Raw genomic sequence first — 16,630 nt, forward strand, 5'->3', positions numbered from 1 at the left:
GGGCCGCGCCGGTGAGGTTTCCAGCTGCGCGGGCGGCGCGCCGTTGCGCGGGCGGCGCATCACCCGCGTTGCGGCGTACTGCCCGCGCGTCGGTGTCGTGCACGCCGGCGGGCGCGCCGTCGCCGCCGCTACCGGAGAGGCCGGACACGGTCGTCCCCTTCCGCGATCCAGTCGCTGAGCATGCGGCGGCTGATCTTGCCGGCGGCGGTGACCGGCGCTTCGGCGAGGGAGAACCAGGCGCGGGGGCGCTTGGGCGCGGCGAGCAGGGAGGCGGCGGCCGTCCGGAGGCCGGCAGCATCCGTCTCGTCGCCGCCAATCACCGCGGCCACCAGCTTGCTTCCCCTGTGCCGGTCGGGGATGCCGGTCACGATGATCGTGCGCACGCCGGGGACATCCTGCAGGGCCGCTTCGACCTCGTGCGGGTACACGTTGTGGCCGGAGGTGACGACCATGTCGGCGCGGCGGCCCAGGTGGTGCAGCACGGCGTCCGCGTCCAGGAACCCCTGGTCGCCGACGGTGCACCAGTCGCCGTCCCGCCGGAAGGCCTCCCCGTCATCTCCCCAGGCGTAACCGTCGCTGACCAGCGGGCTGCGCACGGAGATCGTGCCCGGTTCCCCCTCGGGCAGCTCGCGGCCCTCGTCATCGCGAATGCGGATGCCGACGCCGGGGAGGGCGCGACCGACGGCGGTGGCCGACGGATCGGGCTCGTCGCCGGGGAGGAGCGCCGAGGCGCTGACGAAGCTGAGCTCGGCGGCGCCGTAGTACTCGAAGACGGTCGCGTTCGGGGCCCAGCGTCGCACCAGGGCCAGTGTGGCGGCGTCCAGTTTCGCGCCGGCGCTGACGATACCGGTGAGTGTTGTTCCGTCTGCGCCGGCGGCGACGGCTCGCTCGCTGATCAGGCGCAGGGCGGCCGGCGCCGACACGATCCGGGTGATCCTTCGGGCGGTGACGCAGGCGACGGCGGCTCCGACGTCAAAGCTCGGCAGGGCGAAGAACGCGGCCCCGGTGTGCAGGGATTCGGCCAGGGCGAAGAGGGTGAGGCTGGACGAGAGCGGCCCGGGGGCCAGCGTGCGGTCGGCACGGGTGAGGCCGAAGAACGCTGTGCCGTGGTCGAAGGAGCGCTGCCAGGACCGGCGGGAGCGGGTGAAGGCCTTGGGCAGGGAGGTCGTGCCGGAGGTGAAGCCGAGCAGGAAGACGTCGTCAGCGGGGCCGTCCGCGAGCTCGGTGGTGGAAGTACCGGCGTCGGCGGTACCGGTGTCGGCGGGCGGCGGCCCCGGGCGGAACTCACGCAGGCGCTCCTCGACGGCCGCGCGCTGGGCATCCGGCCAGCCGGGGTCCAGCACGGCGCAGACTCCGCTGCCGGCCACGGCGGCCGCGAAGCGCACGACGAACTCGGTCCCGTTGGGCAGGCAGAGTGCGGTGAGCGCCGGGTTCTCACCGGCGGCAGCGACGAGGGATGCCGCCCGGTCGCGCAGCTCGGCGAAGCTGAGGCGGTCATCGGCCACCTCTACGGCGGTGGCGTCGGGCTGCACCCGCGCCCAGTATTCGAGCCGATCGACGAAGGGCATGGTGTCCGTTACTTGCGCGCGATGATCTCGCCGTGCGGCATGCCGAACCAGCCGTCCGGGTCCGCCGCCCACTGGCGCCAGGCGGCCGCCATCGCCCGCAATTCGGTGAGGTCGGCCACGCCGGCCTCGATCGCGTGGGTTGCGAAGCTCGATTCGGTCGCCCGCACCGCCCAGGATTCGCCCCACCACTCGCGTTCGATCGCGTTGGCGAAACACCAGATCGAGGCGCTGCTCTCCACGGCGGAGAATCCGGCCAGGCGGGCCCATGCCTTCAGCGCGCGCCCGGCGTCCGGGTCGCCGCCGTTCCAGTAGTGCACGTCGCGGTAGACCGTCATCCACTCCGACAGCCCCTGCAGTTTGGGGTAGTACATCACTCCCCCGTAGTCGACGTCCCGGGCAGCGAAGACTCCGCCGGGCCGGAGCACCCGGCGTATCTCGCGCATGGCGGCGACCGGGTTCGCGACGTGCTGGATCACCTGGTGAGCGTGCACGATGTCGAAGGACTCATCGGGGAAGTCGAGCGAGTAGACGTCGCCGACCTGGAAACCCGCGTTGCGCACGCCCTTGTCGAAGGCGAGGCCGGCGGCATGCTCGATGATCTCCGCCGACGCGTCGACGCCGACGACCCGGCCGGGGGCCAGCCTGCGGGCCAGGTCGACCGTGATCGTGCCGGGGCCGCAGCCCACATCGAGCAGGGTCAGGCCGGGTTCCAGATGCGGGATGAGGTACGCAGCGGAGTTCGCCACCGTGCGCCAGGTGTGCGAGCGCAGCACGCTCTCGTGGTGGCCGTGAGTGTACTGGTCTCGCGGCGCCGTTTCCGGGCGTTCGGGCGAGTCGGTCATGACCCGAGCCTACTCAACTGGCGGCCCAACTAGGGTGGTCGCATGGCTGACTCCGTGAACTCCTCCGTGAACTCCTCCGTGAACCCCTTTCTTGCTCCGAGCACGCTCCCCTACCAGCTGCCGCCCTTTGCCGACATCCGCGACGAGCATTACCGCGAGGCGTTCGACCACGGCATCGCGGAGCAGCTCGCCGAGATCGCGCTGATCGTGTCCAACCCCGACGAGCCGACCTTTGAGAACACGCTGCTGCCGCTCGAGCGCAGCGGGCAGACGCTCCAGCGCGTCGCCGCGGTGTTCTTCAACAAGAGTTCCTCCGACTCCAACGACTTCACCAACGCGCTCGAGGAGGAACTCGCGCCCCTTCTCGCGGCGCACGAGGACGCCATCCGGCTCGACCCCGGGCTCTATGCCCGGATCGCGTCCGTGCACGCGCAGCGCGAAGAGCTGGGCCGGGACGCCGAATCGCTGTACCTGGTCGAGCGGTACCACACCGAGTTCACCCTCTCCGGGGCCGGCCTGTCCGACGAGGACAAGGCCGCGCTGCGCGACTTCAACAAGCGCCTCTCGACGCTGACGACGCGCTTCGAGAAGAACCTCCTGGCCGACACCAACGAACTCGCCGTGCTGATCGACGATGTCGCCCAGCTGGACGGCCTCGCGGCCGGGGAGATCTCGGCCGCCGCCGAGGCCGCGAAGGAGCGGCGGCTGAACGGCTACCTGATCAGCCTCGTGCTCCCCACCTCCCACCCGTACCTGGCGAGCCTGACCAACCGGGAGGTTCGGGAGCGGCTGCTGTCGGCCTCCGCGGCCCGCGGCATCCGTGGCGGCGCGCACGACAACCGCGAACTTGTCCTGGAGATCTCGCGCCTGCGCGCCGAGCGGGCGAGGTTGCTCGGCTTCGACAGCCACGCGGCCTTCGTCACGGCCGACGAGACCGCGAAGAATCCGGATGCCGTGGCCGAGATGCTCGGGCGCCTCGCCCCGGCCGCGGCGCGGAACGCGCGGGCCGAACAGGCCGAGCTGCAGAAGATCATCGACGGCTCCGGCGAGGGGTTCGAGCTCGCCGCCTGGGACTGGGCGTTCTACACCGAGAAGGTGCGCCAGGCCACGTTCGACGTGGACACCGCCGCCATGCGCCCCTACTTCGAGCTCGAGCGGGTGCTGCAGGACGGCGTCTTCCACGCGGCCACCCGGCTCTACGGCGTGACCTTCACTCCGCGCCCCGACCTCGTCGCCTGGCACCCGGACACCCGGGTCTTCGAGGTCTCCGACGAGGACGGCTCCCCCGTCGGCCTGTACATCGGCGACTTCTACACCCGCGATTCGAAGCGCGGCGGGGCCTGGATGAACCCGCTCATCTCCCAGTCGGCGCTGCTCGAAACGCCCACCGTCGTCTGCAACAACATGAACATCGCCAAGCCCGCCGCCGGCGAGCCCACGCTGCTCAGCTTCGACGAGGTGAACACCCTCTTCCACGAATTCGGGCACGCGCTGCACGGGTTGTTCGCCCAGGTGACCTACCCGAAATTCTCCGGCACGAATGTGTACCGCGACTTCGTCGAGTTCCCGAGCCAGGTCAACGAGATGTGGATGCTCCAGCCGGAGGTGCTGGCGAACTACGCCCGCCACCACGAAACCGGTGAGCCGATGCCGCAGGACCTGGTCGACCGGATCCACGCCTCGTCCACGTTCAACGAGGGTTTCTCCACCAGCGAGTACCTCGCCGCGGCCCTGCTCGACCAGGCGTGGCACCGGATCGACGCGGACGCGGTGGTGACGGATGTTGCCGAGTTCGAGGCATCCGCCCTCGCCGCCGTCGGCCTCGACAACCCGCTCGTGCCCACCCGGTACGCCAGCACGTACTTCGCGCACACCTTCTCCGGCGGCTACGACGCCGGCTACTATTCGTACATCTGGAGCGAGGTGCTCGACGCGGACACGGTCGACTGGTTCACCGAGAACGGCGGCCTCACCCGGGAGAACGGCGACCGCTTCCGCGACCGCCTGCTCGGCGTGGGCGGCCGGATGGACCCCCTGGAGGCCTACCGCGACTTCCGCGGCCGCGACGCGATCATCCAGCCCCTGCTCGACCGCCGCGGCCTCAACTAACCGCGAAACCGCAGTTGTGCGCCTTATTCGGGCGTTTTAGCGCGCACAACTGCGGTTTCGCGGGAGGGGAAGACGGCGCGCAGCGACGCCCACGACGCGGCGCGGCAGTACACCGGGCTCGTCCAGCGGAACCGGGCGGCTGACCGTGCGCCCGCCGGCCAGGGTCTCCCCGGTCCAGGCATCCACCCAGTCGCCGGCCGGCAGGTACACCGTCCAGTCGGTTGCGCCGGCCTCGAGCACGGGCGCGACGAGCAGGTCGTCGCCGAGCATCCACTGCAGCGGATGCGCCCACACGTTCTCGTCGTGCGGGTGGTCGAAGTAGAGGGCCCGCATCAGCGGCGCGCTCGTGGCGATCGTGCGGCGAGACTGCTCGGCGAGGTACGGCACGAGTCGCTCGCGCACCTCGATCAGGCGCTTGAACACCGGGATCACCCGGTCATCCGCGTTGCGCTCGGCGATGTTCCACGGCGTGCGGTCCCGGGACGGGGTGCCGTCAGGCCGGGCGGGCGGGTGAGCCCTCGGGTCGCGGGTTAGGCGGACTTCTCTTCGCGCCGGGCCTTGTGGTGAATGATCGTGGGCTCCGCATTGTCGAGCACTGCCTCGCGGGTGACGATGACGCGGGCCACCTCGGTGCTGGACGGCACCTCGAACATGATCGGCCCGAGGACCTCTTCCATGATCGCGCGCAGGCCGCGGGCACCCGTTTTACGGAGCACGGCCAGGTCGGCGATCGCTTCGAGGGCGGGCTGCTCGAATTCGAGCTCGACGCCGTCGAGTTCGAACATGCGCTGGTACTGGCGCACGAGCGCGTTCTTCGGCACGGTCAGGATCTGCATGAGAGCGACCTGGTCGAGCTGCGTGACCGTGGCGACGACGGGAAGACGCCCGATGAACTCGGGGATCAAGCCGAACTTGTGCAGGTCTTCCGGGAGCACCTCGCCGAAGAGGTTGACGTCGTCACCCTTGCTGTGCAGCGGGGCGCCGAAGCCGATGCCCTTCTTGCCGGCCCGCGAGGAGATGATGTCTTCGAGCCCGGCAAACGCGCCGGCCACGATGAACAGCACATTCGTGGTGTCGATCTGGATGAACTCCTGGTGCGGATGCTTGCGGCCGCCCTGCGGCGGAACCGACGCGATGGTGCCCTCGAGGATCTTCAGCAGGGCCTGCTGCACGCCCTCGCCGGACACGTCGCGGGTGATCGAGGGGTTCTCGGCCTTGCGGGCGATCTTGTCGATCTCGTCGATGTAGATGATGCCGGTCTCTGCGCGCTTGACGTCGTAGTCTGCCGCCTGGATCAGCTTGAGCAGGATGTTTTCGACGTCTTCGCCGACGTAGCCGGCCTCGGTCAGGGCCGTCGCATCCGCCACGGCGAAGGGCACGTTGAGGCGTTTGGCGAGCGTCTGGGCCAGGTACGTCTTGCCGCAGCCCGTGGGACCGATGAGAAGAATGTTGGACTTGGCGATCTCGACGTCGTCACGGATGGCGTCGGCCGCCGTGAGCGTCGCCCGTGAGCGCACCCGCTTGTAGTGGTTGTAGACCGCAACGGCGAGGGCGCGCTTGGCTGCCTCCTGGCCGATGACGTATTCCTCGAGAAAGCCGAAGATCTCCTTGGGCTTGGGGAGGTCGAAGTCGCCGCTGCCCTCTTCGGAGCCGGCCTCGGCCAGTCGTTCTTCGATGATTTCGTTGCACAACTCGACGCACTCGTCGCAGATGTAGACGCCCGGACCCGCAATGAGCTGCTGGACCTGCTTCTGGCTCTTTCCGCAGAAGGAGCACTTCAGCAGGTCGGCGCTTTCGCCTATTCGGGCCATCTGTAGCCTCCTCCATCGGTGTCGCTAGCAATGAGCCTAGCCTGTGCCTGTGACACCGCGTGCACGCCGTGCCCAAAGCGAAACGGCGCGCCCCCCTGAAGGCGGGCGCGCCGTTTCGGCACAGCGTGGCGCGTCTACTTGACCAGTGTCGGCAGGTTTTTGCGGCTGGTCAGGACCTGGTCGATCAGGCCGTACTCGAGGGCCTCGGCCGCGCCCAGGATCTTGTCGCGGTCGATGTCCTTGTTGACCTGTTCCACCGACTTGTTGGAGTGGTGCGAGAGGGTCTCCTCGAGCCACACGCGCATGCGCATGATCTCGGCGGCCTGGATTTCGATGTCCGAGGCCTGGCCGCTTCCGGAGCCGCCGACCGACGGCTGGTGGATGAGGATCCGCGCGTTCGGGAGGGCGAGGCGCTTGCCTGCCGTTCCGCCGGCAAGCAGCACCGCGGCCGCGGACGCCGCCTGGCCGAGGCAGACCGTCTGAATGTGCGGGCGGATGTACTGCATCGTGTCGTAAATCGCCGTCATGGCCGTGAACGAGCCACCGGGTGAGTTGATGTACATGACGATGTCGCGGTCGGGGTCCTGGCTCTCGAGCACGAGAAGCTGGGCCATGACGTCGTCGGCGGAAGCGTCATCCACCTGCACACCGAGGAAGATGATGCGGTCCTCGAAGAGCTTGGCGTAGGGGTCCTGGCGCTTGTAGCCGTAGGCCGTGCGCTCCTCGAACGTGGGCAGGATGTACCGGGAATCCGGCATCGAGGCGGCGGGGCCGCCCTGCGAGCTGGATGCGGTTCCACCGAATGTGGGGATGGTCATGGTTTTCTTCCTCTTCGGTTCGGTGGGCTACTTGGTGGTGTCCGCGGCCACGGTGCCGCCGCCGCCGGCGACGTCGGTGGCGGATTCGCGGACATGGTCGACGAAACCGTATTCGAGGGCTTCCTGGGCGCTGAACCAGCGGTCGCGGTCGCCGTCGGCGTTGATCTGCTCGACCGTCTTGCCGGTCTGGGCCGCGGTGATCTCGGCGAGGCGCTTCTTCATGTCGAGGATGAGCTGGGCCTGGGTCTGGATGTCGCTGGCCGTTCCGCCGAAGCCGCCGTGCGGCTGGTGCAGCAGCACACGGGTGTTCGGGGTGATGTAGCGCTTGCCCTTGGTGCCCGAGGTGAGGAGCAGCTGGCCCATCGAGGCGGCCATGCCGATGCCCACCGTGACGATGTCGTTCGGCACGAACTGCATCGTGTCGTAGATCGCCATGCCGGCGGTGATCGATCCGCCCGGGGAGTTGATGTACAGGTAGATGTCGAGCTTGGGGTCCTCGGCGGCCAGCAGCAGGATCTTGGCACAGATCTCGTTGGCGCTGTCGTCACGGACCTCTGAGCCGAGCCAGATGATTCGATCTTTCAGCAGTCGGTCAAATACGCCGGGTGTCGGTGTCATATCGGCCATGTCGCGCTCCGTTTCGCTTGTCGCTTCAGAATGAATCTATAGGAGCCCGGCCCGAAGAACGGCTCTGTTCGCCCTCGGCAGATTACGCGCGCCCACCGACCCGGCCGGCCATGCGACTCCGACGGTGCTTCAGACGCAGAACGGGCCGGATGTCCAGTGACATCCGGCCCGTAGGCGCTCGCTCGCTAGCGCGCGTGCGTGCGTGCGTGGCGTGCTACTTCTTGGCAGCGGCCTTCTTCTTCGGCTTGGCCTTGGCTTCGACCGGCTCCTCGGTGTTCTCGTCCTCGGCGTTCTCGTCCGCCGCGGCATCCGCTGCCGTGTCGTCGTCCTCGACCGCGCTGAATTCGGACAGGTCGACGGCCTTGCCGTTCGAGTCGACAACCGTCGCCTTGCCCAGCGCGATGGCCAGCGCCTTGTTGCGGGCGACCTCGGCCACCATCGACGGGATCTGGCCGTTGCTGCTCAGGGCCTGCACGAACTCACTCGGGTCCATGCCGTACTGGCTCGCGCCCTGGATCAGGTACTGGGTCAGCTCGTCCTGGCTGACCTGGACCTTTTCGGCCTCGGCGATCGTGTCGAGCAGGATCTGCTGGCGGAAGGTCTTCTCGCTCGACGCGGTGACCTCGGCGCGGTGCTCGTCGTCCTCGAGGCGGCTCTCGCCCTCGAGGTGACGGTTCACCTCGTCTTCGATGATCGCGGCGGGGATCGGGACCTCGACGGATTCGAGGAGCTGCTCGATGAGCTTCTCCCGGGCCTGGTTGCCCTGGCCGAAGGCCTTCGAGCGCTCGACCTGCACCTTGAGGCTCTCGGTCAGCTCGGCCACGGTGTCGAACTCGCTGGAGATCTGAGCGAAGTCGTCGTCGACGGGCGGAAGCTCGCGCTCCTTGACGGCCGAGACGGTGACGACGATCTCGGCGGTTTCGCCCTCGTGGTCGCCGCCCATGAGCTTCGAGTTGAACGTGGTGGTCTCGCCGGCGCTGAGCGAGTCGAGCGCCTCGTCGATGCCCTCGATCAGGTCGCCGGAGCCGACCTCATAGGAAATGCCGCTGGCGGTGTCGACCTCGACGCCGTTGATGGTTGCGACCAGGTCGATCTGGGCGAAGTCGCCGGTCTTGGCCGGACGCTCGACGGTGACGAGCGTGCCGAAGCGGCTGCGCAGCTTGTCGAGCTCCTCGGTGACCTCGTCGTCGGACACCTCGACGGCGTCGACGGTGAGCGTGAGCCCCTTATAGTCGGGAAGCTCGATCTCGGGGCGGACGTCAACCTCGATGGCCAGCAGCAGGTCTCCGGAGAAGTCCTTGTCGCTCGGCCATTCGACGATGTCGGCCTCCGGGCGGCCCAGGGGGCGCAGCTTGTGCTCTTCGACAACCTTGCGGTAGAAGCCGTCGAGGCTTTCGTTGACCGCGTGCTCCAGGACGCCGGACTTGCCGACGCGCTGGTCGATGATTGCCGGCGGAACCTTGCCCTTGCGGAATCCGGGGATGTTGATGCCCTCGGCAATATGACCGTAGGCGTGGGTGATGCTGGGCTTGAGCTCCTCCGGCGTCACCGTGATGGTGAGCTTGGCGCGCGTGGGGCTCAGCTTTTCGACCGTTGACTTCACGTGGGGACTCTCCTGTGTTTTGAACGATTGCGTGTGTGGGGGGTGATGGTCGGGGCGACAGGATTCGAACCTGCGACCTCTCGGTCCCAAACCGAGCGCTCTACCAAGCTGAGCTACGCCCCGGATCGCCATCTCAACCCGTTGGGGCCCTTCGGTTTGACGCAAGGAACATCCTCACGGCACGCCGATTGACCTCGGTAAGTCTAGTGCACAGCTCCGCACGTCCCGGCGCGGGGACGTGCAGCGAGCGCCCGTCAACGTGTACTACGCTATTTGAGTGCCCGGCGACGGGCCCTGGGGATGTAGCTCAATGGTAGAGCCTCAGTTTTCCAAACTGATGGCGCGGGTTCGATTCCCGTCATCCCCTCCAGATGTGCCGGCCTTTCCGTCGACCTCCTCGCGGAGCAGATTGGCGCGCATGGGCAGGGACTCCGCACTGACGCTCACTTGCGGACAAAGTACCTTCATGGGCCGCGGGAAGGTACTTTCCCCGCAACTCAACGGACGACGCGGGCGCGCTTTCGCCCAACCTCTGCGGACAGGACGAGCTGCGCTTCTCCCCTCGGGCAAGGAGTGCTTGTTCGCCACAGCACAGTACGGCGCTCTGCTTCCTCAACAAGGCAACCAGAGTGATCCTCACCCCCCCCCCAGTTCGAGGGATCAGCCCAGTTCGAGGGATCAGCGCGTCCCGCTCGCTCGCTCGCGCACCCCGTCACGGGTCGTNCCCTCACTTTGGGGGGCCTTGATGCCTTGTCGGCCGGTGACGCGGACTGCTTTGCTATGCGCGTGACCTAACTCTTACCCGAAAGGAGAGTCACGCCATGATCCAATCCTCCAAGGTCGGCCGGCATCGGCCCGTGCCCCCTGCGCCGGCACGTCCAGGCGCGGACTCCGCTCTGCGACCACAGGGCCGCGCCCTGACCGGCGGCGCCCGGTAAGACAGTTCCGTTCGTGGTGCCCACCACGAACACGATCGCCGTTGCGCGGGATCTGCGCGGTCCGCCAGGCGCGAGCCAGAGCGCTCCGCCCTTCGCGGACAGTAATCCACGCAATCGACAGCTCCGCAGTCCCCACCCAATCGGGAGCCTGCCGGGGTTATCTCGGCGCGGGTCGGACGAGTCCGCCGGAAGCACGATCCGGTGGCCGGGCCGGTTTGTCGCGCCCTGACCCCACCTGTCGCTCGCTCTGCCGCTGCATCACGCCACACCCGAGTTCCTTGCGAGGTCAGAATCCAATGAAGAGACTATTCGCGGCCTGCACGGCCGCACTGATGGCCGTGGGCCTGGCAATAGCCGGGGCAGCGGCCCCGGCGAGCGCGGTGGGCCTCCAGGCCGTCCTGTGCCACGCCACCCCTCCCAGCACGGCCGCCAACGGCTGGCAGGCAATGCCGCCGCTGGACATGCACGCGATCATCACGCAGGGCCACGATCTGCACGAAGCCGACATCATTCCGGCGTTCGGCTCCTACCCCGGCAAGAATCTCACCGCACTGTTCGGCTGGGGAGCCACCGGAGCCCAGGTCCTGGCCAACGGATGCGTGCTCCCCGTGCAGCCCCCGCCCGCCCCGATCGTCGTCACGCCGCCCGGCGCCTCCATGGTCGACGAATGCGGAACCGAGAACGACCTGATCGTCATTCCCGCCGACGGCACCGGATACAGCTTTTCCGGGAGCGGCGGGGATGTCTACCTGACGGCTGCCGCGAACTATGCCTTCCCGGCCGGCACGGAAACGGAGTGGCACTTCGGCCTCACCGACGTTCCGTGCGTGGTCTCCCCGGGTGTGCTCACGCCGCCGCCGCCGCACTTCACCGACGCGGTGTGCGATGCGCCGGCCGTTCTGACCCTGACCGGCTTCGACCACGGTTCCTGGGCCTGGGGAGACCAATCCGGAGATTCCTTCTCCGGCGAGCCCGCGGGCCTGGAGTTCGGCGTTCCCTACGCCGTGACTGCCGTGGCAGATCAGGGATGGGTCATCCCGCGCACCTCGGCCTGGTCCTTCACCCCGGTGGAGCCCGCCGACTGTGGCGGGGACGGACCAGACGGCGGCGAAGAACCGAACCCGGTCAAGGTTGTGCCGCTGCCGCCGACGGCAACGGATGCCTGCGGTCCCGACAACGACACCGTGGACCTTCCCGAGCCCCAGGACGGCGTCATCTACAGCCAGGAGCGCTCCGGGGACGGTACGGGCACAACAGTGGTCGTCGTCACGGCAACGGCCCTGCCCGGCTTCACACTGGGCTACGAGGGCGAGGAATGGGCCACGGTGAACTGGGACTTCCCGGTGAACAACGAGCCCTGCCCCCTCACCGATCCGGATCCGGTGATCGACCCTGATCCCGTCACCGACCCTGATCCGGTGATCGACCCAGATCCCGTCACCGACCCTGGTCCCGGGACCGACCCGGATCCCGTCACCGACCCTGATCCCGCCACCGACCCGCCGACGGTCGTGGACATCCCGGTGACCGACCCACCCACGGGCGTGCTGCCGCAAGCCGCGCCCGCAGCGAAACCGGCCGTCACGCCAACGCTCGTGCTCGCCTCGGCGGGTGTCGAGGCAGAGAATATGGGACTCTTCGCCCTGCTGTTCTTCCTCGCGGGCGCTGCCGTCCTGGTCGCGGTCAGGAGGCGAGGGGCGAAACCGGCCCCGATGAGCGCGACTCGGCCGTCACACCGTCACGCGGAGCACCGGCGCCTGACCCCCGGTGAGGTCTGGGCCCACCGACGCCATCTCGGCGCCCGGACCGGCACAGGGCATCGCCACTAGGCACTTGCACGCCTGACTCCCGCCCCGGCCTCGATTTCGAGGTCGGGGCGCTTCCGTTCACCCACCCACCTCCCCCGCGAAACCGCAGTTGTGCGCGCTAAAAGACCCGGATAACGCGCACAACTGCGGTTTCGCGGGGAGTGTGTGGGGGGATTTAGAGGGTGGTGTGGGTGACGCGGCCGGCGAGCAGCGTGGCGGCGACGGGCATCCGCCGCAGATCGGCGACGGATGCCGTGAACGGGTCGACCTCGCAGACCGCCAGGTCGGCGACGTCCCCCACCGCGACCTGGTGCCGCCCGCGCGCGGACGCTGCCAGCGCCGCCTGCCGGGAGATCGCCTGCTCGGGGTGCCACGGCTCGCGACCCTCCGTGGCGCGCCCAACGGCGGCCGCCATGCTCACCCAGGGGTCGAGGGGCGCCACCGGGGCGTCGGAGCCGAGCGCCAGCTCGACGCCGGCCTCCAGCAGGCTCGCCAGCACGAAGGCCCGGCCGGTGCGGCCGGCCCAGTAGCGGTCCGCAACATCGCGGTCGTCCAGGGCATGCTCCGGTTGCACGCTGGCGACCACGCCCAACCGGGCGAAGCGCTCGATGTCGGCGGTAGCCAGCAGCTGCGCGTGTTCGATGCTGCCCGCGCAGCCGAGTTGCTCGAACGCGTCCAGGGCCATGCTGTTGGCGTGGTCGCCGATGGCATGCACGGCCGGGCGGATGCCTGCCTCCGTCGCGGTCCGCATGAACCGGACGAGCTCCTCGGGCGGCACCGTGAGCAGCCCGTGCGCATCCGGGGTGCCTTCGAGGCCGGGATACTCGTCGAGGCAGTACGCCGTGCGGGTGTTGAGCGACCCGTCGGTGATCACCTTGTACGGGCCCACGGTGAGCAGTCCCCCGGTTCCGTCGATCGGAGCGCCGGAACGCAGGCCGAGTTCCACCGCCCGCGGCAGGTCCTGGCTGTAGATGCCGAACTCGACCCGAAGCGAATCCGTGCCCGCGGCGATCCGGCGCCGCCAGGTGTCGAGGTTCCAGGTCATCTCGAGGTCGACGATGCCGACGACGCCGCGGGATGCCGCGACCCGGGCCGCCTCATCGGCCCAGCCGTCCATCACCTCGTCCGCGACCGCGCCGAGCGCGTTGACGACGGCGAAGCAGTCCTCTTCCCGGAGCAGCCCCGTGGGGTGGCCGGCGAATCCGTGCCGCGCGAGCGCCGCAGAGTTCAGCCAGCAGCTGTGCAGGTCGCCGCTGACCAGCACGACCGGGACGGCCCCGGATACGGCGTCGAGCACCTCGAGGCCGGGCGCGGCCGGCCACAGCCCGTCGCGGAATCCGAACCCGACGAGGGTGTCCCCGGCCGGCACCGAGGGGATGCGCCCGGCGACCGAGACGGCCGCCTCGGCGCCGGATGCCGCGGCCGAGACATCGAGGCGCCGCGCCGTCTGCGCCCACTGGCTGAAGTGCACGTGGTTGTCCCACAGACCCGGGATGACCCACCGCTCGCCCAGGTCGACCGTGTGCGTCGACGCGTGGCCCGGGTCGGTGTAGCCGATCCGCCGGATCACGCCGTCGACGATTTCGATGTCGACGACGTCGTCGCTGCCCGGGAGGCGGCCGTTCCGCAGCAGGAGCGTCGTGGAAACCGTCACCTGCCGAGCCGATCGTGCACGCGCCGCATTTCGGTGGCCAGGGCCGCGCTCGCGTACGGCCCATCGCCCTCGAGCTCCGCGATCACGCGTTCAACGGTCTCGGCCGGCTTGTTCTGGCTCATCTTGTTCTTGGCCACCAGCCGGGTGACCCTCAGGCGGAAACCCATCGTTCCCGCCGAGATGCGCGCCGCATACGCGGCGTCGACCGGCGTGCCGTTCATCCGGCGCGGCTCAGGCATCCGCTCCTCGAAGTGGTCGACCAGTTCCTCGAGCACACGCAGGTTCTCCTCGGCGCCGAGCAGCTCAGGCGTGCCGTACAGGTGCGCCGTGATGAAGTTCCAGGTGGGGACGGCCCCGGACGCGTCGTACCAGCCGGGCGAGATGTAACCGTGCGGGCCCTGGATGACCACGAGCAGCTCATGAGAACCGAGCTCGTGCAGCTGCTCGTCCGGGCGGCCCACATGCCCGAGCAACACGATGTCCTCGGCGGACTCCTCGAGGATGACCGGGTAGTGCGAGGCCACGAGTTCGCCGGCCGAGGTATGGCTAATGATCGTGGCCCACGGGTTATCCCTGATCAATCTCTTGATCTCGGCGGTTTCGCCGAGCACGAAGCTGGGGTTCTGTCTCATCGCATTCCGCTTTCCAGGTCGATCGCTGCGGCCGAGGGCCGCTGGCAGGACGGGCACCAGTACAGTTTTCGGGCCCCCATCTCTTCGAGGGAGATGTGCGTGCCGCACACGCGGCAGGGCAGCCCTTCGCGCTTGTAGACCCAGTGCCGGTCCGCCCGGTTCCTCATGGCCAGGACGTACTCGTCGCCGCCGAGGTCGTCCATCGTCATCATCTGGCCGGTCTTGACGCCGATGGCGAGCAGGTGCGCCCAGTCCCGCCAGAGGGCGCGGACCGTGTCGTCGCTGAGGGTTTTCCCGGGCGCGTGCGGGTCGATCCGGGCCCGGAACAACAGCTCGGCCCGGTACACGTTGCCGATGCCGGCCACGACGCTCTGGTCCATCAGGAGCTGGCCGATCGGGGTGGGCTTGCGGCGAACGGTGGTCGTGAACCGGTCTTCGGCGGCCTGGCCGTCGTCGAGCTGCGGATCGGGCCCGAGCTTCGCGATCACGGCGTCCACCTGGCCGGGGTCGAGAACCTCGCACGCGGTCGGCCCGCGGAGGTCGGCCGACACGGTGTCGGTGAGCAGGCGCACGCGCACCTGGCCGACGGGCTCCGGCGGGAAGGTGTCGACGGCGCCGAGTTCCTTCTCCTGCTCCGCCATCCGCACCCGGGTGCGGCGGGGAGCACCGATGCTGTGCATGGAGTTCTCCCCGGCCGAATCGAGCACGGCGCCGTGGCCTGCATCCAGCTCGGTGCCGCGCTGGTTGGTCTGCCCCATCCGGCCGTTGGCCGACGCGATGGTCGCATCCATCAGGATGTCCCCGGCGAAGTCCCACGCGCCGTACATGCCCAGGTGGATGCGCAGCCAGAGCCCGTTGTCGAACTCGAGGAACATCTGCTTGCCGACGGCTTTGGCATCCGTCATGACATGGCCGTCGAGCCGCTCCGCCCCCGCCACGAACCTGCCCTGCGGTGAAGAAACGCGCACGGGCTTGCCGACGAAGTTACGCGCGAACTGGCGCGTGATCCGGTGGACGGAATGACCCTCGGGCACGGTCAGGCCACGATGTCTTTGCCGGCGATCCGCCCGGTCGTTTCGTACTCCCCGAGCTGGGCGATCCGCCGCGCGTGCCGCTCGTCCCCGGAGAACGGCTCGGCGATGAACGCGTCGATGAAATCCGTCGCGTCTTCGACGGTGTGCTGCCTGGCCCCGATGGAGATGACGTTGGCGTCGTTGTGCTCACGCGCGAGCCGGGCGGTGCTGAGATTCCAGGCGAGGGCCGCGCGAGCGCCCCGCACCTTGTTGGCGGCCATCTGCTCGCCGTTGCCCGATCCACCGAACACGACGCCCAGGGCTGCAACGCCGCCGGCCCGGTCGTTCACCACGGCCTGCGCGGCATTGATGCAGAACGCCGGGTAGTCGTCGAGTGCGTCGTAGCTCTGCGGCCCGTGGTCGATGACCTCGTGGCCGGCGGCGGTCAGGTGCTTCATGAGGTGCCGGCTGAAGTCCAGGCCCGCGTGGTCGGTGGCGATGTGGATGCGCATAGGGGAATTCTATTTAGTTGGAAGCGGGTTGGTTGGCAGCGGGTGGGTAGGCAGCGGGCTGGACGGCGGGGCGGGGTGGCAGCGGGGCGAAGATCGGCTCATGGGTCCGACTCCGTTTGAGTTCGAAGAACCCGTCGAAGGCGGCGGCCACCACCACCGCGTCCCAGAGCGCGAGCGCCTGCGCGCCGGTCGGCGCCGGCGACATCACGGGCCCGAAGAAGGCCACGTCACCCACGGCGATGATGGGCGTCCCGACCTCGTGGCCCACCCGCCTGATGCCCTCAAAGTGGCTGAGGCGCATGGCCACATCGAATTCGTCGCTGTCGGCGTAGGCCGCGAAGGCGGCCGGCAGCCCCACCTCGGCGAGCGCCGCCGGGATGACCTCGTCGGGGTCGGTCTGGCCACCCGGATGAATCAGGGCACCGAGGGCGGCGTAGAGCGCCCTGACGCTCTCCTGTCCGTGCAGTTCCTGGGCGGCCTGGACCAGCCGGGTGTATTTCAGCGCCCGCGGGAAGAACGCCTGGTATTCGTCGCTGACGTCCTTGTCTTCGTTGAGCACCGCGAGGCTCATGACGCTCCAGGTGACGTCGAGTTGTCGCGCCTCGGCAACCTCGTCCATCCACCGTGAAGTCACCCATGCCCAGGGGCAGGAAGGGTCGAACCAGAACTCTATCGAATCAGCCATATGTCCAGAC

The 16,630-nt window shown here is 68.8% G+C and carries 14 protein-coding genes and 2 tRNA genes; 3 read left to right on the forward strand and 13 right to left on the reverse strand.

All coding sequences use genetic code 11. The features are described 5' to 3' along the window. Window positions 1-128: 128 nt before the first annotated feature. Window positions 129-1,568, reverse strand: coding sequence for an AMP-binding protein (locus E3T33_RS06860; protein ID WP_134575008.1), 1,440 nt, complete (start codon window positions 1,566-1,568; stop codon window positions 129-131). An 8-nt stretch (window positions 1,569-1,576) separates the two neighbouring features. Beyond that, a complete protein-coding gene (locus E3T33_RS06865) occupies window positions 1,577-2,410 on the reverse strand; it encodes a class I SAM-dependent methyltransferase (protein ID WP_134575009.1) in 834 nt (277 codons plus the stop codon). Window positions 2,411-2,452: 42 nt separating this feature from the next. On the opposite strand from E3T33_RS06865, the gene E3T33_RS06870 reads away from it, so the two are divergent. Further along, window positions 2,453-4,519, forward strand: a complete 2,067-nt coding sequence (locus E3T33_RS06870) for a M3 family metallopeptidase (RefSeq protein WP_134575010.1) — start codon at window positions 2,453-2,455, stop codon at window positions 4,517-4,519. A gap of 36 nt (window positions 4,520-4,555) precedes the next feature. On the opposite strand, the gene E3T33_RS06875 is transcribed toward E3T33_RS06870, so the two are convergent. The 6 genes from E3T33_RS06875 to E3T33_RS06900 form a co-directional block, all read right to left on the reverse strand. Further along, on the reverse strand, window positions 4,556-4,951 hold the full coding sequence (locus tag E3T33_RS06875; RefSeq protein ID WP_347233198.1) for a hypothetical protein: 396 nt from the start codon (window positions 4,949-4,951) through the stop codon (window positions 4,556-4,558). Window positions 4,952-5,049: 98 nt separating this feature from the next. Then, window positions 5,050-6,330 (reverse strand): ATP-dependent Clp protease ATP-binding subunit ClpX, encoded by a 1,281-nt coding sequence (gene clpX, locus E3T33_RS06880; RefSeq protein WP_092323799.1) that lies wholly within the window; start codon window positions 6,328-6,330, stop codon window positions 5,050-5,052. A gap of 134 nt (window positions 6,331-6,464) precedes the next feature. Beyond that, a complete protein-coding gene (locus E3T33_RS06885; protein WP_277870630.1) occupies window positions 6,465-7,148 on the reverse strand; it encodes an ATP-dependent Clp protease proteolytic subunit in 684 nt (227 codons plus the stop codon). A 27-nt stretch (window positions 7,149-7,175) separates the two neighbouring features. Further along, the gene (locus tag E3T33_RS06890) at window positions 7,176-7,775 is read right to left on the reverse strand and encodes an ATP-dependent Clp protease proteolytic subunit (RefSeq protein WP_092323798.1); all 600 of its coding nucleotides are present in this window, start codon (window positions 7,773-7,775) and stop codon (window positions 7,176-7,178) included. 214 nt (window positions 7,776-7,989) lie between these two features. Then, the gene (gene tig, locus E3T33_RS06895) at window positions 7,990-9,378 is read right to left on the reverse strand and encodes a trigger factor (RefSeq protein WP_166784427.1); all 1,389 of its coding nucleotides are present in this window, start codon (window positions 9,376-9,378) and stop codon (window positions 7,990-7,992) included. Window positions 9,379-9,424: 46 nt separating this feature from the next. Next, window positions 9,425-9,501 (reverse strand) — tRNA-Pro (locus E3T33_RS06900). Window positions 9,502-9,674: 173 nt separating this feature from the next. Here E3T33_RS06900 and E3T33_RS06905 point away from each other — a divergent pair. Next, window positions 9,675-9,748, forward strand: a tRNA-Gly gene (locus tag E3T33_RS06905). Between the two features lie 864 nt (window positions 9,749-10,612). Continuing rightward, window positions 10,613-12,145, forward strand: a complete 1,533-nt coding sequence (locus E3T33_RS06910; RefSeq protein WP_134575011.1) for a hypothetical protein — start codon at window positions 10,613-10,615, stop codon at window positions 12,143-12,145. A 154-nt stretch (window positions 12,146-12,299) separates the two neighbouring features. Here E3T33_RS06910 and E3T33_RS06915 read toward each other — a convergent pair whose 3' ends face one another. Genes E3T33_RS06915 through E3T33_RS06935 form a run of 5 tightly spaced genes read right to left on the reverse strand, consistent with a single transcriptional unit; the run spans window position 12,300 to window position 16,620 of the window. Further along, window positions 12,300-13,778, reverse strand: a complete 1,479-nt coding sequence (locus tag E3T33_RS06915; RefSeq protein ID WP_092323769.1) for an amidohydrolase — start codon at window positions 13,776-13,778, stop codon at window positions 12,300-12,302. Beyond that, the gene (locus E3T33_RS06920) at window positions 13,775-14,410 is read right to left on the reverse strand and encodes an FMN-binding negative transcriptional regulator (protein ID WP_092323767.1); all 636 of its coding nucleotides are present in this window, start codon (window positions 14,408-14,410) and stop codon (window positions 13,775-13,777) included. The genes E3T33_RS06915 and E3T33_RS06920 overlap by 4 nt, the downstream gene beginning before the upstream one ends. Continuing rightward, complete coding sequence (locus E3T33_RS06925; RefSeq protein ID WP_092323766.1) at window positions 14,407-15,444, reverse strand: DNA-formamidopyrimidine glycosylase family protein; 1,038 nt, start codon at window positions 15,442-15,444, stop codon at window positions 14,407-14,409. The genes E3T33_RS06920 and E3T33_RS06925 overlap by 4 nt, the downstream gene beginning before the upstream one ends. Window positions 15,445-15,446: 2 nt before the next feature. Next, the gene (locus E3T33_RS06930) at window positions 15,447-15,935 is read right to left on the reverse strand and encodes a ribose-5-phosphate isomerase (RefSeq protein WP_092323765.1); all 489 of its coding nucleotides are present in this window, start codon (window positions 15,933-15,935) and stop codon (window positions 15,447-15,449) included. 13 nt (window positions 15,936-15,948) lie between these two features. Further along, on the reverse strand, window positions 15,949-16,620 hold the full coding sequence (locus E3T33_RS06935; protein ID WP_134575012.1) for a DsbA family protein: 672 nt from the start codon (window positions 16,618-16,620) through the stop codon (window positions 15,949-15,951). Between the last annotated feature and the right edge of the window lie 10 nt (window positions 16,621-16,630).

The sequence above is a fragment of the Cryobacterium sp. TMT1-2-1 genome (assembly GCF_004403955.1).
Lineage (GTDB): Bacteria > Actinomycetota > Actinomycetes > Actinomycetales > Microbacteriaceae > Cryobacterium > Cryobacterium psychrotolerans.